General features: G+C 36.4%; 24 protein-coding genes. All 24 read right to left on the reverse strand.

Annotated features, from left to right (window positions below; translation table 11 throughout):
- Positions 1-176 precede the first annotated feature (176 nt).
- The 24 genes from QOL71_RS01805 to QOL71_RS01920 all read right to left on the reverse strand — a co-directional run bounded on the left by QOL71_RS01805 (position 177) and on the right by QOL71_RS01920 (position 18543).
- The gene (locus QOL71_RS01805; RefSeq protein WP_273076178.1) at positions 177-1382 is read right to left on the reverse strand and encodes a hypothetical protein; all 1206 of its coding nucleotides are present in this window, start codon (positions 1380-1382) and stop codon (positions 177-179) included.
- Between the two features lie 3 nt (positions 1383-1385).
- Entirely contained in the window at positions 1386-1652 is a 267-nt protein-coding gene (locus tag QOL71_RS01810; RefSeq protein WP_273076180.1) for a hypothetical protein, read from the reverse strand.
- Between the two features lie 169 nt (positions 1653-1821).
- Complete coding sequence (locus QOL71_RS01815) at positions 1822-2445, reverse strand: ATP-binding cassette domain-containing protein (protein ID WP_283415299.1); 624 nt, start codon at positions 2443-2445, stop codon at positions 1822-1824.
- Positions 2442-3125: a molybdate ABC transporter permease subunit gene (gene modB, locus QOL71_RS01820; protein ID WP_273076185.1), complete on the reverse strand. Its 684-nt coding sequence runs from the start codon at positions 3123-3125 to the stop codon at positions 2442-2444. The genes QOL71_RS01815 and modB overlap by 4 nt, the downstream gene beginning before the upstream one ends.
- Positions 3126-3875: a molybdate ABC transporter substrate-binding protein gene (gene modA / locus QOL71_RS01825; RefSeq protein WP_273076187.1), complete on the reverse strand. Its 750-nt coding sequence runs from the start codon at positions 3873-3875 to the stop codon at positions 3126-3128.
- A 156-nt stretch (positions 3876-4031) separates the two neighbouring features.
- Positions 4032-4244 carry a hypothetical protein gene (locus QOL71_RS01830; RefSeq protein ID WP_002978668.1) on the reverse strand — a complete coding sequence of 71 codons (213 nt, stop codon included), beginning with the start codon at positions 4242-4244 and terminating at the stop codon, positions 4032-4034.
- Positions 4245-4295: 51 nt separating this feature from the next.
- The gene (locus tag QOL71_RS01835; protein WP_002978667.1) at positions 4296-4664 is read right to left on the reverse strand and encodes a DUF488 domain-containing protein; all 369 of its coding nucleotides are present in this window, start codon (positions 4662-4664) and stop codon (positions 4296-4298) included.
- A 24-nt stretch (positions 4665-4688) separates the two neighbouring features.
- Positions 4689-5141, reverse strand: coding sequence for a hemerythrin domain-containing protein (locus QOL71_RS01840; RefSeq protein WP_273076193.1), 453 nt, complete (start codon positions 5139-5141; stop codon positions 4689-4691).
- An 89-nt stretch (positions 5142-5230) separates the two neighbouring features.
- Positions 5231-7480: a nitric-oxide reductase large subunit gene (locus QOL71_RS01845; RefSeq protein WP_002978665.1), complete on the reverse strand. Its 2250-nt coding sequence runs from the start codon at positions 7478-7480 to the stop codon at positions 5231-5233.
- A gap of 18 nt (positions 7481-7498) precedes the next feature.
- A complete protein-coding gene (ric, locus tag QOL71_RS01850; protein ID WP_283415300.1) occupies positions 7499-8224 on the reverse strand; it encodes an iron-sulfur cluster repair di-iron protein in 726 nt (241 codons plus the stop codon).
- Between the two features lie 214 nt (positions 8225-8438).
- Positions 8439-8864: a c-type cytochrome gene (locus QOL71_RS01855; RefSeq protein ID WP_273077434.1), complete on the reverse strand. Its 426-nt coding sequence runs from the start codon at positions 8862-8864 to the stop codon at positions 8439-8441.
- An 11-nt stretch (positions 8865-8875) separates the two neighbouring features.
- Positions 8876-9439, reverse strand: coding sequence for an SCO family protein (locus QOL71_RS01860; protein ID WP_273077435.1), 564 nt, complete (start codon positions 9437-9439; stop codon positions 8876-8878).
- A 5-nt stretch (positions 9440-9444) separates the two neighbouring features.
- Positions 9445-10281 (reverse strand): formylglycine-generating enzyme family protein, encoded by an 837-nt coding sequence (locus QOL71_RS01865; protein WP_273077437.1) that lies wholly within the window; start codon positions 10279-10281, stop codon positions 9445-9447.
- Between the two features lie 40 nt (positions 10282-10321).
- A complete protein-coding gene (nirK, locus tag QOL71_RS01870) occupies positions 10322-11359 on the reverse strand; it encodes a copper-containing nitrite reductase (RefSeq protein ID WP_336717002.1) in 1038 nt (345 codons plus the stop codon).
- Between the two features lie 83 nt (positions 11360-11442).
- Positions 11443-11874, reverse strand: coding sequence for an RrF2 family transcriptional regulator (locus QOL71_RS01875; protein WP_273077439.1), 432 nt, complete (start codon positions 11872-11874; stop codon positions 11443-11445).
- Positions 11875-11953: 79 nt separating this feature from the next.
- Positions 11954-12910, reverse strand: a complete 957-nt coding sequence (locus QOL71_RS01880; RefSeq protein WP_273077441.1) for a DUF438 domain-containing protein — start codon at positions 12908-12910, stop codon at positions 11954-11956.
- Positions 12911-13078: 168 nt separating this feature from the next.
- On the reverse strand, positions 13079-13984 hold the full coding sequence (gene moaCB, locus QOL71_RS01885; RefSeq protein WP_002978652.1) for a bifunctional molybdenum cofactor biosynthesis protein MoaC/MoaB: 906 nt from the start codon (positions 13982-13984) through the stop codon (positions 13079-13081).
- Positions 13985-13988: 4 nt separating this feature from the next.
- On the reverse strand, positions 13989-14429 hold the full coding sequence (locus QOL71_RS01890; RefSeq protein WP_076781651.1) for a molybdenum cofactor biosynthesis protein MoaE: 441 nt from the start codon (positions 14427-14429) through the stop codon (positions 13989-13991).
- On the reverse strand, positions 14426-15514 hold the full coding sequence (locus tag QOL71_RS01895) for a HesA/MoeB/ThiF family protein (protein WP_283415301.1): 1089 nt from the start codon (positions 15512-15514) through the stop codon (positions 14426-14428). The genes QOL71_RS01890 and QOL71_RS01895 overlap by 4 nt, the downstream gene beginning before the upstream one ends.
- An 11-nt stretch (positions 15515-15525) precedes the next feature.
- Positions 15526-15759 carry a MoaD/ThiS family protein gene (locus tag QOL71_RS01900; protein ID WP_273077446.1) on the reverse strand — a complete coding sequence of 78 codons (234 nt, stop codon included), beginning with the start codon at positions 15757-15759 and terminating at the stop codon, positions 15526-15528.
- Entirely contained in the window at positions 15756-16322 is a 567-nt protein-coding gene (locus QOL71_RS01905; protein ID WP_076781655.1) for a molybdenum cofactor guanylyltransferase, read from the reverse strand. Before QOL71_RS01905 ends, QOL71_RS01900 begins: the two co-directional genes overlap by 4 nt.
- A gap of 30 nt (positions 16323-16352) precedes the next feature.
- Complete coding sequence (locus tag QOL71_RS01910) at positions 16353-16679, reverse strand: winged helix-turn-helix domain-containing protein (protein ID WP_076781657.1); 327 nt, start codon at positions 16677-16679, stop codon at positions 16353-16355.
- The gene (locus QOL71_RS01915; RefSeq protein WP_076781659.1) at positions 16667-17863 is read right to left on the reverse strand and encodes a molybdopterin molybdotransferase MoeA; all 1197 of its coding nucleotides are present in this window, start codon (positions 17861-17863) and stop codon (positions 16667-16669) included. Before QOL71_RS01915 ends, QOL71_RS01910 begins: the two co-directional genes overlap by 13 nt.
- A gap of 71 nt (positions 17864-17934) precedes the next feature.
- Positions 17935-18543: a molybdopterin-dependent oxidoreductase gene (locus QOL71_RS01920; RefSeq protein ID WP_273077450.1), complete on the reverse strand. Its 609-nt coding sequence runs from the start codon at positions 18541-18543 to the stop codon at positions 17935-17937.
- Between the last annotated feature and the right edge of the window lie 12 nt (positions 18544-18555).

Genomic DNA, 18555 nt, shown 5'->3' on the forward strand with positions numbered 1-18555 from the left:
ATTTAAGATTTTCAGAGGTTGTTATGTCAAGAATAACAACATTTTTTAAGCACGAAAAAAAGGATTTATATCATACTAATTTCACCATCAAAACCATCGATAATTCAATAAAAATAATATGAGAAAATTGACGATAACATCAATGAGAATCAAAAGATTATGAAATTACCAAAAAGTTAGTCTACTTTTAAAGATTTGATAAAAGAACCGATTGAAATCATAATGATAACTGAGGCAAATAGCAACCAATATTTTGCACTCAAAAACGGAATATAAAAGATGGAAAAAATAGCTGCCAATGACAAGATGATTTCATTTAAAACAATACCGAAAACCATTAATAAAATACCACAATTCACTGTTTTATCAAATTTAAAATAGTCCAAATCTACTATTTTCCATATTAGAAAAAGACTAATTCCCAATAGTAAAACCAAATGCAAATACGCAATGACAATATTGATGCTGTTGAATGCATAAATGCCTAAAGACGGGATAGCAGAAGCAATTTGCAAGATAAACTTCATTAAAAAAGAAAATCCGACAACTGCCAATAATAATTTTTGAATGAAATGATTTTCTGAGAATTTCGATCGATTTTTCCAAACAAAACTCCAAAGTTTCCACGCTCCTAAAAGTTGAATGAGTGAAACTATGGTAAAAAATCCATACAACAAATCAGGAATTTCTGTCCATAAAATTGAAAGTCCGTAACCGAAAAAACAACCGATGAATAAAAGGAAAAATATAGTTTTATTCAAGTTTTCTGAGATTTGAATGCCGTACTTTTTTAATGAAATCATAAGCAAACCGACACACGAAAACAGAAAAAATCCATTGTACTGATAATGCAGATAAAAATAAGTTGAGGCTCTAAAAAGCACTTCAAATTCATCTTTTCGGGAAGAAAAATAAGCCAACCCAAAAATTCCAATTGCAGAAATTGTGGTAAAAAAAGCACCTGATTTTAACCAGATTATTTCAGGATTTCTATTTGATTTTGTATCAATTAATAAAAATATAAAATACGCAAATCCCGTAAACAAAGCAATTGACGCAAATATGATTGACAACCAAAAATAGCCTCCATAAAGAAAAGTGAACAACATTCCATACGAACCGATTTGGTTAGCAATCATTAAAAATTGGTATTTTTTGAAGTTTATTTTTTCGGAAATTTCACTCAAATATTTCGTAACAAAAAGATAAATACTTGCTGAAACCCAGCCATAAAAAGCAAAATGCGAATGCGCTTCCTGCGTAAATTTGTGCGTTAATCCTGGTAAAGAAAAAGCCATATTGTACCTCATCATCACGCCGACAACCGACACAACAAAGAAATTGAAAACGCAAAGTTTTAACCAAATACTAAAATTCTTCATTAATTACTCAGGGATATAAATAATTTCTCCATTTTCCAATTCGTAAGCGATAATGTCCCAATTTTTGTCAGCTTGAACATCGGTAACGGTTACAATTTCATTTTTTGAAAATGAAAAATAAACCGAATTGGTATAAGATCTGGCATCTAAAACCTGATGCGTTTTGATTTCTCCTGCTGATGCAATGTCTTCTTCTCTATCATCACTACTGTTACAAGAACTAAAAATGAATAAGCCCAATACAAGAGCTACAAGTGATTTTACTTTCATAAGTATAAATTTTTTTACAAAGAAATAGTTTTTATTATACTGAATAAAAATAAAGATGTGATAGAAATCACAAATAAGACATTTTTGTATTATTTTAATTTTTAACAATTAATTTTGTTAAAATCCTTGGATTTTTAATGGAATCTAAAGCTGAAAATTATGATTTTAATTAAATGATATTCAAACTGTATGTTGAAAAACTTTCAAATTCCTCTTCACTATGACTGATGACAAATAATGTGGAATTATTGTTTTTATTAAACTCCAATAATTCATTTAACATCACTTTTCGCATCGCAATATCTACTGCAGAAAATGGTTCATCGAGCAAAACAATTTCAGCATTTTGGGCTAAAGTTCTTGCCAATGCAACCCTTTGCTGTTGTCCGCCAGAAAGTTTAGAAGGCGATGTATTCTCGAAGGTTTTGAGGGCAAAATTTTCTAATAATTCATCAACGATATTTTCGTCTTTTTCCGTTTGTGCGAAAGCGATATTTTGTTTCACAGTCATATTTGGGAACAAGGCGTAATTCTGAAACATCAGTGAAATATTTCGTTTTTGAGGTGGTAGAAATATTTTATTGGCAGTATCCAGCAAGATTTTATCATTTAATTTAATGAAACCAAAATCCGGATCAATCAATCCCGAAAGTATTTTGAAAAAAGTGGTTTTTCCAATCCCGGAATCGCCTGAAACGTGCACAAAACTTCCTTCTGAAATCCGCTCATTCACCTCAAGAAATTTATTTCCTGACGAAGTAAAAATTTGATGTCTTATCTGAATTTCAATCATCGGAATGTGGTAAAATTAGTTTTTCGGTTAATGCTGTAAATCAACAATAAAATAAGAAAGGAAAGGATGAAAAGCACGAATGCATAACGGTTAGCAGCCTCAAAATTGAGCGCCTGAACCTGGTCGTAAATCGCAACTGAAGCGATCCTGGTTTCTTTGGGAATATTTCCGCCAACCATAATCACGATGCCAAATTCGCCGATACAGTGGGCAAAAGTGAGCGCAACTCCAGTGATAACAGATTTTTTTATATTTGGAATAAGGACTTTGAATAAAGTAACTATTTTCGATTTTCCCATTGTGTAGGAAGCTTGTCGCAAATCATCATTCAAAGCCGAAAACCCGTTCTGCAATGGCTGAATCATAAACGGAAGATTGGCAATGATACTTGCAATCACAATTCCCTGGAACGAAAAAGCGAGCCGAACATCACAATATTTTTGAAGAAAATTCCCGAAAGCATTTTCCGGACTGAAGGCGACCAAAAGATAATATCCCATCACTGTTGGTGGCAAAACCATCGGCATTGAAATTAAAGTTTCTGCAATGAATTTCAGTTTAAACCGAGAATAGGAAAGCCAATACGCAACCGGAATTCCAATGAGAATGAGGATTACCGTGGTAATTAGCGCTAATTTCCCAGTGAGGAGCAAGGTGTAAATGAAGTCTTGGTCGAGCATTTATTTTGAAATTTTGGTTTGATAACCGTAACGTTTCCAAATTTCATTTGCTTTTTCCGAATTGATGAAATCAAAAAAATCTTGAGATTCAGTTTGGCTTTTGCCTTTCAAAACGATTCCGCTTTGGGCAATCGGCGCGCATTCTTTTTCAGATAATTCATAGAAATTTCCTCGCCTCATCATTTCTTTATTTTTAGCATTGGAAAGTGCGATGAAACCTACATCTGCGTTTCCTGTCGACGCAAATTGTGCGACTTGACTGATGTTTTCTGCCCAAACGATTTTGTTTTCAATTTTGGAATATAATCCTGATTTTTTTAAAGCTTCGACTGTATTTTTTCCATATGGAGCGAGCTCAGGATTTGCGATGGCAATTTTATTTATTTCAGGATTTTGCAACAAATCCAAACCTTTAGAAACGTCCTTTTTCAAGCTCCACAAAACGACCTTTCCATAAGCGTAAATTTTAGGATTTCCATAATTTTTCCCAGCACTTTTTAATTTTTCCGGAAATTGAGTATCGGCAGATAAAAACAAATCGAAAGGTGCACCATTTAAGATCTGCTGAACCAGCAAACCAGAAGAACCAAAAGTAATTTCTACTTTTTTATCAGGATTTTCTTTGATGTAAATTTGTTTTAAATCTTCTAAAACGTCCCTAAGATTAGCTGCCGCCGCAACGGAAATGAAAGAATTTTGAGTGGATTTTTCAGATGAATTTGGTTCTTTTTTTTTACAATTCAACATCATAACTGACATTAAAATTGTACAGACTAACAGTTTCAAATATATCCAATTGCTCATAAATTATGCGAAAAGAAAGATTCAAAATAAGACTTTCTTATCCTTTTCAAAGGTATGATTATCGATTGAAAATCCAAAAACAAATGATCGAAAAATGAAGATTTAAACTTGTCTTTCTAAAGTCTTGCATTTTTCTTTGTCACCAGATTTTACGACTGAAACATCAATATATTTTACTTTTCCTTGGCTTGCTTCTTCGAACTGTTTTGCTTTTTTGTCGGCATATTCGTAGGTGTATCCAATTCCCATTACCACTTTGTGCCCGTTGCACTCTCCCATTGCCAGATAAAGATATTCTCCTAAAGTATGATTCATTTCAGTTAAAGTTTTTAATTTAATATCAAAGTTTTTAATTTAATATCAAAGTTATTTTTTTGATTTGTTGTTGAGCAATTGTTCCAGATAGTCTTTCAAAACCAAAGGATGACAATGTTTTTCATCCCTTGCTGCATAAACCAGCGTTATTTTTTCCTGTTGCCCATTTTTTTCCAGGAAAGGTTTTCCGGGATTTTGCTCCAAAAGTTCTTCTTTATATTTCCGGGAAAACTCTTCCCAAAGCAAAGGATCGTGATGAAACCACTCCCGAAGCGCTGTTGATGGTGCAAGATCTTTGTCCCATTCATCCAAAGCGGCTTTTTCTTTTGAGATTCCTCTTGGCCAAATCCGATCTACCAAAACACGGTAACCATCTTCGGGAGAAGCATCTTCGTACACTCTTTTTAATACGATTTCCATTGATTTATTTTTTAAAATTGATAATCATTTCCAAAATTCATCCTCATAATCATCATCTTCTTTGTGATGATGTTGGTTTAATTCTAAACCTATTGTATCCATCTGTTCATCGGAAAGATGTTCTTCAAGATAAGGAAAAACACTTCTTTCCTCAAAACGGATATGTTTGTATAAAGCATCAGCAAAATCTGATAGCAACTGTTGGTTATTTGATTGATTGATACTTCCAATTAAACAGCTAATTTCGCGATGTTCTTTCTCCATTTGGTTCTGTAAACCCTCGTTCGACAATTCTGGAAGCACATCATCTTCAGTCTTGAAATGGTTATGAAGATTCTTTTCCCAATAATAATTAATGTAATTCTTGATGCGTTCGTAAGAAACCTCTTTTTTGATGCCCTGGCGGATTTTCCAGCAACAAAGCAAACCAAAATGATGGTCTCGGGATAAGGGTACGAGATTTTCGTTTCTTTTCATAGGATTGAATTTTTATTGATATTTAATCTTTAAAATTAATGAAAAAGAACCGCCAAAATAAGATGACGGTTCCTGCTTTTAATCATATTTTATCTTTTCTCTTTAAGCGACCAGCCGGTTTTCAGTCCGATAATGAAAATTACCAACAGCATCTCTCCTAGCGCCAGTAAAATGTCACCGGGAACACGTAGCCAACGTAAAGTATGCATCATATCGGTCTGCATAAATTCTGCGGAACGAGCGTACCAATATCCTTCTTTAATAGAGGCTACGGATTGCATAATTCCTATCGGCAACAAACTGATGGTTACCATTACTAACAATCCGATATTTGTTAGCCAAAATGCCCAGCCGATGAGTTTATCATTCCATTCTCTGTCAGGATATAATCCTCTCAACATAAACATCATCAAACCAATTCCCAAGATTCCATACACTCCGAACAGTGCGGCGTGGCCGTGAACTGCGGTTGTATTGAGTCCTTGAATATAGTACAATGCAATCGGTGGATTGATGGCAAACCCGAAAATACCTGCACCAAGGAAATTCCAAAAACACATGGCGATGAAACAGTAGATTGGCCATTTGTATGCTTTGATCCATTTGGTAGATTTACTGATCTGATAATTTTGATAAGCTTCAAACCCAATTAAAACCAAAGGAACAATTTCAAGTGCGCTGAATGTAGCTCCCAAAGCCAAAACTGCTGTTGGCGTCGCACTGAAATACAAGTGGTGGAACGTTCCCAAAATACCTCCCGCTAGGAAAATAATGGTTGAAAATAATACAGCATGAGTTGCTGCCTTTAATCTTAATAATCCCAATCTTGTAAATAAAAAGGCTGCTACAACGGTTGCAAAAACTTCGAAGAATCCTTCTACCCAAAGGTGAACCACCCACCATCTCCAGTATTCTGCAATGGCCATATGGGTTTGTCTTCCGTACATCAATCCGGCTCCATAGAATAGGGCAATTGCTACTGCGGAAAGTGTGAACAATAATAGTAAATGTCTGTCACCATCTTTCTTTTTCAATGCGGGTAAAAGTGCTCTTACCATAAGAATTAACCAAAGAATTAACCCTACTAACAATAAGATCTGCCAAATTCTACCCAGTTCTACATATTCGTAACCGGAATGTCCCCAAAGGAAATTATCTACATAACCTAATTTCTGCATCACGCCAAGCCATTGTCCCGCCAAAGAACCGAAAACCACAATCAGCAACGCTCCGAACAATACATTGACACCTAAAACCTGATATTTCGGTTCGTAACCCGAAACGGCAGGAGCAATATATAAACCAGTAGCGAGCCAGGAAGTTGCAATCCAGAAAATCGCCAACTGAACGTGCCAGCTTCTGGAAATGGATTGCGGAAGAACCTCATCCAACGGAATACCGTAAAAAGCACTGCCTTCTACTCCGTAATGGGCAGTAATAACGCCTGCAAGCATCTGAACCAAAATCAGTAATGCCACTACCCATATATATTTCAGCGTTGCTCTCATAGAAGGTGTTGGTTTCATATTTCTGAGCGGATCTTCCAAAGGCAGCATCTCGCTTGAATTGATTTCTTCCTCCTTGTTTCGGGCGTGGTAAAATACCAGCAGACCTACACAACCCAGCAACATCAGCACACTGAAACCGGACCAAAGGTGTAACGATGGCGGTGGTACATTGCCAATCAGTTCATCGTGTGGCCAGTTGTTGGTGTACGTTACATCATCACCAGGACGATCCGTGATGCAAACCCAGGCTGCCCAAGAGAAAAAGGCATTCATTTTTGCCATTCTTTCCGGAGTTTTTACCGTATTTTTCGGGATGGCGTACTGATCTCTCAGTTTTGCCATTTCCGGAGCATTCATAAATATTTTAGCGTAATAATCTGCCAGTTCTGCCTGTACTTTTGCTCTTTCAGGAGAAATCACAATTGTATTGGTGGCTTCGTCTAAGGTATTTTTACGAAGTTCTTTTTTCAGTAATACCTGATATTTTGCCTGCTCGTCATCCGGTAAATCTTTATAGACTTTCCCCTCTTTTTTAGCCAGTTCTTCCAGAAGAAGCAAAGATTCACGATGGAGATAATCGGCACTCCAATCAGGTGCAATATAGGCTCCGTGTCCCCAAATACTACCGACAGTCTGCCCGCCGATAGATTGCCAAACATTCTGACCGTCTTTGATGTCTTGTCCGGTAGCTATCACTTTACCATCGGTGGTCACCACATTATCGGGAACGGGCGGAATTTTCCTGTAAATCTCCACGCCGAAGAAAATGAGGACAGCAAAGGAACCAATAATAACGGCTGCAAGCCACGTCCATAACTTTTTAGGTGTCATATATTTTTGTTTTGATGCTTAATGTTCCACTGAAAACTCTTTCTCCAACTCGATAGATTTTGGGAAAAGGATATTATTTTCCAGATGGATATGTTGGTGTAAATCGTTCTCGAAATCCTGAAGCATTGCAAATGTCACTTTGTAGGTGTTGCAGGCATCGGCTGGCGGCGTATATTCGTTTGTGAGTTCTGCAATTTGTCGTAGGCGTTCCCCTTCCACGGTATGTTCGTGCTTCATCATATTTACCGGATTTTCTACTGTTCCGAAAGGCGGCTGCGGAATAGCACTGCCATCAATCTTGGCTTTCACCATATTTTTGATGAATGGGAAAAGCATCAGTTCCTCTTTTTTCAGATGTGCGCCCAGATCCTGTGCAGACGCAAAAAACAAATCTCTAATTTCGAATAACTCCGGATGTGCGCCACCGTGAACTTTGCATAATTTATCTAAAAACTGTTGTAGAACTGGCGTTTTTTCTTCCACATAACGGTGATGTGTTTTCTCCACATAATCTGCCAAAAGATCCAAGGGCCAACTGTTGAAATCGATAGAATTTCCATCCGTTTTCGGAAGATTTTCTATGTCTGAGTAGATTTGATCTTTATCCAAACTCTTCGGACTACAAGCTTCCTCTATTGTTCTTCCGCCTTTACAGCAAAAATCAATGCCGTACTTTTTAAAGATTGCTGCGGTTCTGAAATCTGCTGCTACGATGTCTCCTATAAAATCTGTTTGTATATTCATAATTTAATACTTTTTTATCTTTTATTATTTTAAAAATTTTTGTTTTTTTAATGTCAAATTCTAAATGAAATGGATTACAATTAATACTCTTTTACAGCATTGCGAAAGGATAAACTACTAAAAACTAACTACAATTAAAACTCGCAATGCCGTAAAAAAGCGGGAACTGAAGACATAAAAAATTTTCGTTCCCATTTGGTTATCATCTTCTACCCTACTTTTTCAGAGACAGAATATATTTTACCATTTTCTGTGCATTTTCTTTGCTCAATCCTGCGTGTGGCGTCATCGGAATCTCGCCCCAAACACCTTTTCCACCATCTATTATTTTTGTAGCAAGATGATCAATATCTGCATCGGTATATTTTGCAGCAACATCTTGATAAGCAGGACCTACTAGTTTTGCATCGATCTTGTGACAAGAGAGACAGTCAGAGCCTTCCACTAAAGACTTGCCTTCAGAAATATCGTCTGTTGCAACCGGTTTATCCGGATTGGCAGGTTTCACTGTGGGAAAAGCATCCGGCTCATAAGATGTATTATCTGCAACTGGAGGTTTTTCTTTTGGAGCTTCCTCTTTTTTGGAACAGGAAATTTGGGCTAAGGACAACATTAATGTTGCTAAAAATAATCGTTTCATAATTTCTGATTTTATAATTCTATTTGTTTTTTAATTTCTTTTACAAGGTCATCATCGCCGGAGTCCAAACCTTCTTTTTGGTAAGCTAAAGTTCCTTTTTTGGAATAGACACTAATGATATTGGAGTGCGAAAACTCTATCGGCGAAATTTCTTTGTATTTAACAGCCATTACGTTGGCGAGTTCGCGCGTATCATCCTCGTTGCTTCGGATAAATGTCCATTGTTTTTCATCGAATTTATTGGTATCCAGATAAGCTTTCATTACTTGGGGCGTATCGGTTTTAGGATCAATGGAAATCAAAACATACTGGATGTCTTCCGGATTGGTTTTTCCTACTTTTTGGGAGATGGTTCTCATCTCGGCAGTGAGTCTCGGGCAAGCGGTTTTACACGATGTAAAAATCATTGCAGTAACCAGAACTTTCCCTTTCATATCAGAAAACGTAATGGTTTTACCGTCCTGTTTCTCCCATTTGGAACTGACATTATAAATGGAATCGGGACTTATTTCTTCGTTTTTTTTGCTGCAGGACAAAGTTGCCATTGCCAACAAAATATAAAGTAAGTTTTTCATTATGATTAATTTTTAAAATCTCTCGCACATCGGAAACCGAGATTGTTGAGACAGTTGTTAGCTTTGATACTTCCGCGAAGTGCATAACGCACAAAGGCAGCATAATTTCTAAGATCCGAAGCGGTAATGGCGCCACCGGCACAAAACAAAGACTCGTTGGTGGTATTGTCTTTTCTGGATTCTCCGCTCATCATCACCGAGTTGAAATCGTACGTCCATTCCCAAACCATTCCGTACATATCGTAAACGCCGTAAAAATTGGGTTCACCTTGTCTTACAACTTTATTCATATTGCTTTTCCGCTGTTGGTATTCTCTAAGTATAAAATCTGTAAAATGAGGTTTATCAGAAGCATTTTTAGAACTGCGGTCTGCAAGTCCAACATATTCCCATTCTTCTATTGTTGGAAGCCTTTTGCCCACACTTTTGGCATACGCTTCTGCTGAAAACCAGGAAACATTGGTTACGGGAGCGTCGGGATTTATTTTTTCCGGAAGCTGATAATCGCCTTTCCAATGTTTGAGGTAAGTGCTGTCTGCGTATAACCGAAGCACTTTGCTTCTGGTCCATTGAGGATTAGCTTTCAGAAATGTGAGATATTCTGCATTGGTCACCGGGCTGTCATCAATATAAAAAGATTTTACTTTAATTATATTGTTAGAATCTTTTCCGATAAAAGCTCTGTACGATCCGCTGTCTATTTTCATCATTTTTTTTGAACTGGAAATGAATTCTAACTGATGATCTGCAACAGACGTACTCGGATGACTTTTGGGAGACTCTGAACAGGAAGCTAAACCCAAATTCAGGATGACTGCACAAATGAAGACAAAAACTCTCATTGCTTTGTATTTGCTAAACCTCAATGAAACAAGAAAAAAATTATGGATTCTTTTTATAAACTGCAGGATTATCCGGTCCTGTAACTTTAATTTTGCCTAAAGCTCCTTTGTTGAAAGCTCTGAAAATTGCGTGGTCAACAATTACATATTCACCGGGAACGGTTGCTTTGAACTCTACGATAGACGCTCCACCAGGAGGAATAACCGTGGTCTGTACATTTTCATTGATTTTGCTGCCGCCTTCCATATACACTCTGTCGAAGATTTCGCCGATCACGTGGAAAGAAGACGTAAGGTTCGGGCCACCGTTTCCTACGAAAAAACGTACAGTTTCACCTACTTTTGCCTGCAATTCGCCATCGCCCAAAAGAGCTCCGGTTTTTCCGTTAAATACAACATATTCCGGATGTTCTGAAATGGCTTTATCCATATCGAATTCCTGAAGACCTTTGTCACCAAATTTCCCTTTGGTGTAGAAATCGCCTTGCATAATGTAGTATTCTTTGTCCACTTTTGGCAGTCCGCCTTCCGGTTCGATAAGGATGAGACCGTACATTCCGTTGGCAATGTGCATTCCTACAGGAGCTGTGGCACAATGGTAAACGTAAAGTCCGGGATTCAGTGCTTTAAAATTGAAAACTTTTTCCGTTCCCGGCGCTACGAAAGTGGCTTCTGCACCGCCACCGGGACCATTAACAGCGTGGAGGTCGATGTTGTGAGGGAATGTATTGTTTTCATTATTTTTTAAGTGAAGTTCGATTTCATCGCCTACCCTTGCACGGATAAAACTTCCCGGAACCGTTCCGTTGAAAGTCCAGAAATTATATTGCGTACCGTCTGCCAATTCGCCGGTCTTCTCGATAGTTTCAAGACGAACGATAACTTTCTTTGCTGCACGATCTCCAACGGGAGCCGGCACGTTGGGCGGTGCTACAGATTTTTGCTGTTCTACGGAACCGTCTGTTTTAATTTTTTCTGTATCTGAATTATTTTCAGAGCTTGTAGAATTGTTTTGTTTACAGGAATTCAGACTGATGAAAGCTGATAAAACTGTTGCGATGATGAATGTCTTTTTCATAACTGAAATATTTGAGTAACATTTAGTACCAATAAATTAAAAAGATAAAAACACCTTTTAGTATTTTATTGTAATAATTTTTTTTATTGTTTTAGGAATGTCAGTTTTAAATCCAGATTTTCTACAAAAAGTTGAATTCTAGATTCTTCCAACATTGTTTTTATTTCCTGTCGTATGTGTTTAAAATCTTTATGGATAGGACAAGGGTGATCTTCCGAACATTCTTTAAGACCAAGACCGCAACCCGAAAATAGTTTGTCACCATCTATTTCTCTCACAATATCAGCTACAGACTGTTCAAGATTGGCATCATCCATATAGAAACCACCGTTGGGTCCTTTTGCCGATTGCACAAAATCTTTTCTACTGAGATCCTGAAGTATTTTTGCAATGAAATATTCCGGAGAATCTATTCCTGCTGATATATCTTTAATCCCTACCCGACTTCCGTCTTTAGACTTCTGTGCGATGAAAATCAAAGCTCTGATGGCGTACTCGCAGGTTTTAGAAAACATTTGTTATTTTTATATAGCAAAGATATAAATCTAATTTGAAATAAAAGACAAATTAGTATTTTATTTTAAATGACAATTATCATTCCCACTCCAAAAGTCTTCTTTCGCCTTCAATTTTTTTGGTCTCGGAAATATCCTGAGACATCTCAATCACCCCTCGATAATTTTTTTCGGAATCCCTAACTGCAAAATATCTCACATAAATCAGTTTATCCCGATAATTGAACCAAAACGAAGCTTCATTCTGTGTGCCTTTTCGAAATTCTTCCAAAATTTTCAAAACGGTATCTACACTTTTCGGTGGATGGCAAAAACGCACTTCTATACCGATGATTCCTGCACTTCTCGGGAAAACGCGCTCTTCGCCTCGGTTATAGAAAATAACCCGGTCATTTTCATCAACATAGGTCAAATCGAGTGGCAAAGTTCTAAACAAAAGATTGACTTGCTCAATCGTCATATAACCTTCGTCAAAATGTGATGCATTTTCATCATAAACCACGTCAGTTCTCACAGTGGTGTCTTCCGAAGGATGTACATACTGGCTTTCTTCGGGATATTTTGCAGGCGATTCGCTCAGCATCCAGCCGATTTCGTCTTCGCCCTCACGCATTTTTATCCATTCTTCGTCTGTAAGAATATCCATTGCATTTGGGAACAAAACCCGTTTTTCAACATCCATCAGGTTTTTCAAATTCTGACCAGCGTATTCTACATTTTGTTTGGCGGAATCTAAATCTTTTTCATCAATATTCTTTCTAATAATTCTAAAAATATCCCGAATCGTGTCGTGGAAAGACCACATATTTCGGGAAGGTCCTGTCCAGCCTTTTTGTTCTAAAAACGGAAACAGCTGATTTTCTTTTCTTTCAAATCGTCTTTCAACGGTTGCCAGTTGATTGAAAAGATTGTAAAACTTCTGAAATTCTTCGTTTGCATTTGTATTGTTCAGTTCTTCTAACAAAGAAATAATTATTTCTTCTTCGATCAAATAAGTTTGAACAGGATGTCCTGATTTAAATTGATTTTTATCCATTTATTTTTTAATAAAATATTAATATCTTTTTATCTTCTATTTAAAAATAAAAAAACTTTTCTAACTAGGCGTTTTGTTCTTTAATAATAGAATTACGACAAATTTAAGATTAGAATTTCAAATAAAAGAGTGTTTTGTCTTTTATTATTCTGATTTATGTCATTTGATTTAATGCTTGCCTCCATTTATTATTTTATAGATATGTAAAATTCCAGGAAATATCGCATCCATTGACTCCTCCGCTCCTTTTGTAGAACCAGGAAGTGCAATGACCAATGTCTCACCAATCATTCCGGCAATACTTCTGGAAAGCATTGAATAAGGAGTTCGTAATTGTCCGTAATTTCTAATGGCTTCTGCAACTCCGGGAATTTCTCTTTCTAAAAGCGGACGAACTGCTTCCGGTGTTACATCTCTTTTCGAAAGACCTGTTCCTCCAGTGATCATTACAAGGGAAATTCCGTTTTGGACGTAAAAGTTTATTTTGCTTTGAATTTCCACAATCTCGTCAGGAATAATGATATAATCATCAATACTCACGAGGTTTTTCTCCAATGCTGAAATAATCGCCTTTCCTGCTTTATCTTCTTTTTTCCCTGCAAAAATACTGTCTGAACAAACTATTACGGAAGCGTTAATTCCCACTCCAGAATCCTTGAGGTCTGATTTACCACCTTTTTTCTCGATCAGTCTGATATTTCTGATTTCTATATTTTTATCAATCGGTTTCAGCATATCATACATTGTGAGTGCCACAACAGAAGCTGAATGCATCGCCTCGACTTCTACCCCGGTTTTATAAATTGTATGAATTTCAGATGTGATATAAATTTCCAAATCTCTGATCTCAAATTGTATGGAAGTATATTCTATCGGAATAGGATGACAATCAGGAATAACATCACTGGTTTTTTTGGCAGCAAATAATCCCGCCGTTTTTGACATCTCAAAAACATTGCCCTTCGGAACAGAATTGTTGACAATCGCATCAATCGTTTCTTGTGAACTAACGCTCAGGACAGCCTCAGCCATAGCTTTTCTGAGGGTATTATTTTTATGAGTAATATTAACCATATACTTATTGTTTATTTTCTTTCCAAGTGTGAGAGTTATCTTCCAGTATTTCTTTGCCCCATAAAGGAACTTCTTTCTTAATCCTATCAACCATTTCATTACAGGCGTTGATGGCTTCCTTACGATGCGCAGCTGAAGTGAAAACGAAGAGGCAGATTTCACCCACCTTGATTTCCCCCAACGAATGGTAAATATGTGCACAGGTTAACCCATATTTTGCAATAATCTCTTCACGGATCTCATGTGCCTTTTCAAGAGCCATTTCTTTGTAAGCTGTAAAATGTATTGCTTGAACTTTTTTCTTGTCAATCATATCTTCGCGGATCTGACCAAGAAAAATACTGTGTCCGCCAATCGTGGTTTTGACCGTATGCTTGGTAATGCTTTCAGCAACGAATATTGGATTGATAGGACCTTCGATAAAAATATCTTTGATTTTTTTCATTGTAAAATTGATTTTATGCCTGATTTAAAATGTTTTATTTCTTTATCCGGAAAATGATTTTTTAAAAGTTTTACCGCTTTCTGACTCCTGATTCCTGAAACACATACAAAACAGATCGATGTATAGCCATTCAATCTTTCCAAATTTTCTTCAAGTGTGCCAAATGGAAGTTCTAAAATCTTCATTGCTATAATTTTAGGCTGTTCGTCCTCTTCTCTTACATCGATCAAAATGCTTTTGTCATGATTTAAAAACGATTGAAGTTCTGAAAATGAATTTATTTCATCATTTTTATTAAGACTACAGAATTCTTCATAATCAAAATTTTGAAATTCTTCGATGGTTTTTGGTCCCGCTTTTTCTTGATTTTCATTAAATTTAATTTTCATTGATTGATAATTTTTGGTATTAAAAATCAGTAACTGATGAATCAAAGTCTCGGCTGAACCGCTTAATAACTTGATGACTTCATTCGCCTGAAAAGTTCCGATAACAGCCGAATGCGTAGGCAAAACTCCCGCTTCATTACAATTTGGAACTTCACTCTGATTGGGCGGAACCGGAAATAAATCTCTATAATTGGTCATTTGATCTTCCTTCTCCACATTGAAGACCGAAACCTGACCTTCATCTCGAAAAAGAGATGCATAGACCAAAGGTTTTTTCATCAGATAGCAGGCGTCGTTCAGCAAATATCGGGTTGCAAAATTATCGGTACAATCTGCGATAACGTCATAATTTTCAATTAAATGAATGACATTTTTGGTCGTTATTTTTTCATTAAAAATTTCAATTTCGGTTTCGGAATTTCTGTTTTTCAGATGTTTTTCGGCAACGATAACTTTGGGGAAACCAATATCTTTTTCATCAAACAAAAACTGGCGATGTAGATTTTGAATTTCAACCACATCAAAATCTACAATCCCGATTTTCCCGATTCCCGAAGAAACCAAAATCTGAAGCGCAGGACAACCTAAACCTCCCGAACCAACCACCAACACAGAAGAATTCAACAATTTTTCTTGCGAAGAAATTCCAAAATCCGGAAGGATGATTTGTCTGTTGTATCTTTCTAAATTCATCATAATTTTAAATTTTATCCTCCCGAATATGGCGGTAACAAGGCAATTTCTGATGGTATGGAAATGATTTTGCTATCGTTTGCTTTCACGCCGTTTACGATAATTAAAAAAGTTGATTCTTTCAATTCCGGGAATTTTTCGAAGAGTTTTACTTTTAATTCTAAAACAGACGTTACGTTTTCAGAATCCAAATCGTATTCGTTTCCGTGGAAAATATCGGCCAGTTTTCCAAATATTTTTAGTTTCATTTTAATTTAGATTTAATAATTTTTTCCGCAGTTTTAAAATTTTCGGGCGTATTTATATTTAAAAGTTGATGCTCAAAACTGTCTTCAAAATCTATGTAATGAGCGTTTTGTTGTTCCAGAAAGCTCGTCATTCTGAGGTTTCCGTTTTCGATGGTTTTCTTTAAATCATTCAGAATCGAAAAAGGATAAATGCCCACAACCGGATATATTTTTTCGCCAAAACGCACGACATTAATTCTGTATTCTACTTTTTTTTGAAGAATATTTTCAATCAAATCCGAAGAAACGAAGGGCATATCGCAACTGCAAACAAAAATATCTTCCTGGCAAAATTCTAAGGCGGAGCGAATTCCACCCATCGGACCTTTTTGTGTTGTAACATCTTTAATAATGCCCTTCGAAATTGGATAATTTGAATGATTTCCTGAAATAAAAATCTCATCAAAAACAAAAGACAAATTATCGATAATGTGCTGTATCAAGGTTTTTCCGCCCAAAATCATCGAGGCTTTATCTTGTCCCATTCTGGAGCTTTTGCCTCCTGCTAAAATGATGGCTTTCATTTTTTTGATTTTATTTAAAATTTTTAAACATCAAAAAATCTCATCTTCAGAAAATTTCATAAAACATTCCTCGGCTGTTTTGAATTTTTCCACAATTTTTTTTCCGTAATCTGTGAGTGAACTTTTTCCACCGGATTTCCCACCTGCTTCTTTGATGACGATTTCTTTGGACGAATTGGCGTTGATGTCCCGCACAATTCCCCACGCCTTTCGATACGGAATTTCCAAAATTTTTGAGGCTTCTGTGATAGAACCCAACTCGTCAATTTGTTCTAAAAGTCGGGCTCTTCCGATGCCGATTTTCAGTCCGGATTCGGTTTCAATCCAGATTCTGCCTTTGATTTTCAGACTTTCCATATTTTGACTTTTTCTCCGATGTTGATTTCAGTTGCGCCTTCGGGAAACTCCACCAAACAGTTGGCTTGTGCTACAGAATCCATTTTATAAGATTCCTGTGCGTTGAGAATGAGCACTTTTCCTTTTGTGTAAAATGCTTTCAGAAACTGGGTTTGATCCTTGTTTTTCTTCTTTGCAAAAGATTCCGAAATGGCAAAATCTTGTTCTTCATCAAACTCTTTTCGTCCAAAACAACCGAGCAAAAACGGCTTCACATATTGATGATAGCAGGAAAAAACAGAAGCGGGATTTCCGGGCAACGCAAAAACAAATTTCTCTTCAAGTTTTCCGAAGTACAAAGGTTTTCCGGGTTTCTGTCTTATTTTATAAAATAATTCTGAAACACCTATTTTTTCCAAAGCCGGTTTCACATAATCATAATCTCCGACAGAAATCCCACCAGTAATTAATAAAATATCCACCGTTTCTAAGCCATTTTTTATAGCAGAAAAAGTTGCTTCTTCAGTATCTTCTACGTGATAGACGAACGAAAACTGATGATTGATTTCAGATAAAGCTGATTGAAGCGTGTACGTATTAGAATTGTAAATTTCGCCATCCAGAAGTGGTTTTCCTATTTCTACTAACTCATTTCCGGTATACAAAAGTCCTATATTTAATTTTTTGTAAACTCCTATTTTCTCAATTCCAAATCCTGCCAAAAACCCGATGACTGCGTGATTGACCAACGTATTTTCTTCAATTATTTTTGTTCCGACTTTGGTTTGAGAACCTTTCAAACGAATATTTTCACCTTTTGAAATTTCATCATCATTAAATTGAATTCGGTCGACAATTCTGGTCGTTTTTTCCTGCATAATCACGGTATCGACACCATCAGGAATTTTTGCTCCCGTAAAAATGCGCACGGCTTCTCCTCTATTCAAAACAAAATCGATTTTTGAAATCCCAGCTGGAATAATTTCAGTGACATTTAATTCTGAAAAATCTGCCAAATCATCAAATCTAAATCCATAACCATCCATCGCAGAATTGTCGAAAGACGGAACATCTAATGTTGCAAAAATCGGTTCTGAGGTGTAAGAACCTTGTGCTTCTAAAATTGAGAGCGTCACTTTTTCTGTACGAAAAATTTGTGTTTCGATTATTTTTTTAGCTTCGGAAACGGAGATGAAATGGTTCATTTTTGATGAATGTTGAATGTTTGATGATGGAAGATGGAAGTCTTTAAGGTAATTTCTTACACAATTTCGACTTATTTCACTCGGGTTACTTCGATGCTTTTAAGCCATTTTACGTGGCGCGGACCGGTTTTCGTATCGTTCAGACTTACAACAATCATTTCTCCTTTTTCTTTCAAAGGTTTTCCGTTTTGCTCAAATAATACATACGCTTTTTCACCAGTCGGATTGTTGAATAATTCTGCCCAGGAAAAGGTGGCTTTGTAATCGTCTGAAGCTCTTGCAACGATGTAGAAATTGCGGTCTTTATGCTCTTGTTGTGCGATTTTTGCTTTTTCCAAAATGTCGGTTAGCAAAACTCCTTTTGTAGATTCTACGCTATCTTTGGTCAATCCTGTCTGGCAAACAATTTTGAAATCGTTGAGTTCTACGACTTTCATTTTTTTCAAAGAATCGACCGTTAAAGTCAATGGTGTTACGACATCCCCTGTTACTTTTATTTCTTTACTCACATATTTTAAATCATCTTTCTCGTCGTGTTTGTGGTTTTCTTTTTCTTCAGAATGTTTTTGAGAAGTTTTTGCAGAATTATCCGTCGCTGGATTGGTTGCTTCAGATTTTTTGCATTGTAACATTGTGACTGCAATCATCACAATCGTAATCAAATTGGATAATATTTTCATTGGTAATTATTT

It is taken from the genome of Epilithonimonas pallida (assembly GCF_900182975.1).
In the GTDB taxonomy this organism is placed as follows: Bacteria; Bacteroidota; Bacteroidia; order Flavobacteriales; family Weeksellaceae; genus Epilithonimonas; species Epilithonimonas pallida.

Bases quoted from the DNA above. Each gene is read 5' to 3' on its own strand.
- QOL71_RS01805 (WP_273076178.1), bottom strand. From the start codon at position 1,382: ATGAAGAATTTTAGTATTTGGTTAAAACTTTGCGTTTTCAATTTCTTT.
- QOL71_RS01810 (WP_273076180.1), bottom strand. From the start codon at position 1,652: ATGAAAGTAAAATCACTTGTAGCTCTTGTATTGGGCTTATTCATTTTT.
- QOL71_RS01815 (WP_283415299.1), bottom strand. From the start codon at position 2,445: ATGATTGAAATTCAGATAAGACATCAAATTTTTACTTCGTCAGGAAAT.
- modB (WP_273076185.1), bottom strand. From the start codon at position 3,125: ATGCTCGACCAAGACTTCATTTACACCTTGCTCCTCACTGGGAAATTA.
- modA (WP_273076187.1), bottom strand. From the start codon at position 3,875: ATGATGTTGAATTGTAAAAAAAAAGAACCAAATTCATCTGAAAAATCC.
- QOL71_RS01830 (WP_002978668.1), bottom strand. From the start codon at position 4,244: ATGAATCATACTTTAGGAGAATATCTTTATCTGGCAATGGGAGAGTGC.
- QOL71_RS01835 (WP_002978667.1), bottom strand. From the start codon at position 4,664: ATGGAAATCGTATTAAAAAGAGTGTACGAAGATGCTTCTCCCGAAGAT.
- QOL71_RS01840 (WP_273076193.1), bottom strand. From the start codon at position 5,141: ATGAAAAGAAACGAAAATCTCGTACCCTTATCCCGAGACCATCATTTT.
- QOL71_RS01845 (WP_002978665.1), bottom strand. From the start codon at position 7,480: ATGACACCTAAAAAGTTATGGACGTGGCTTGCAGCCGTTATTATTGGT.
- ric (WP_283415300.1), bottom strand. From the start codon at position 8,224: ATGAATATACAAACAGATTTTATAGGAGACATCGTAGCAGCAGATTTC.
- QOL71_RS01855 (WP_273077434.1), bottom strand. From the start codon at position 8,864: ATGAAACGATTATTTTTAGCAACATTAATGTTGTCCTTAGCCCAAATT.
- QOL71_RS01860 (WP_273077435.1), bottom strand. From the start codon at position 9,439: ATGAAAAACTTACTTTATATTTTGTTGGCAATGGCAACTTTGTCCTGC.
- QOL71_RS01865 (WP_273077437.1), bottom strand. From the start codon at position 10,281: ATGAGAGTTTTTGTCTTCATTTGTGCAGTCATCCTGAATTTGGGTTTA.
- nirK (WP_336717002.1), bottom strand. From the start codon at position 11,359: ATGAAAAAGACATTCATCATCGCAACAGTTTTATCAGCTTTCATCAGT.
- QOL71_RS01875 (WP_273077439.1), bottom strand. From the start codon at position 11,874: ATGTTTTCTAAAACCTGCGAGTACGCCATCAGAGCTTTGATTTTCATC.
- QOL71_RS01880 (WP_273077441.1), bottom strand. From the start codon at position 12,910: ATGGATAAAAATCAATTTAAATCAGGACATCCTGTTCAAACTTATTTG.
- moaCB (WP_002978652.1), bottom strand. From the start codon at position 13,984: ATGGTTAATATTACTCATAAAAATAATACCCTCAGAAAAGCTATGGCT.
- QOL71_RS01890 (WP_076781651.1), bottom strand. From the start codon at position 14,429: ATGAAAAAAATCAAAGATATTTTTATCGAAGGTCCTATCAATCCAATA.
- QOL71_RS01895 (WP_283415301.1), bottom strand. From the start codon at position 15,514: ATGATGAATTTAGAAAGATACAACAGACAAATCATCCTTCCGGATTTT.
- QOL71_RS01900 (WP_273077446.1), bottom strand. From the start codon at position 15,759: ATGAAACTAAAAATATTTGGAAAACTGGCCGATATTTTCCACGGAAAC.
- QOL71_RS01905 (WP_076781655.1), bottom strand. From the start codon at position 16,322: ATGAAAGCCATCATTTTAGCAGGAGGCAAAAGCTCCAGAATGGGACAA.
- QOL71_RS01910 (WP_076781657.1), bottom strand. From the start codon at position 16,679: ATGGAAAGTCTGAAAATCAAAGGCAGAATCTGGATTGAAACCGAATCC.
- QOL71_RS01915 (WP_076781659.1), bottom strand. From the start codon at position 17,863: ATGAACCATTTCATCTCCGTTTCCGAAGCTAAAAAAATAATCGAAACA.
- QOL71_RS01920 (WP_273077450.1), bottom strand. From the start codon at position 18,543: ATGAAAATATTATCCAATTTGATTACGATTGTGATGATTGCAGTCACA.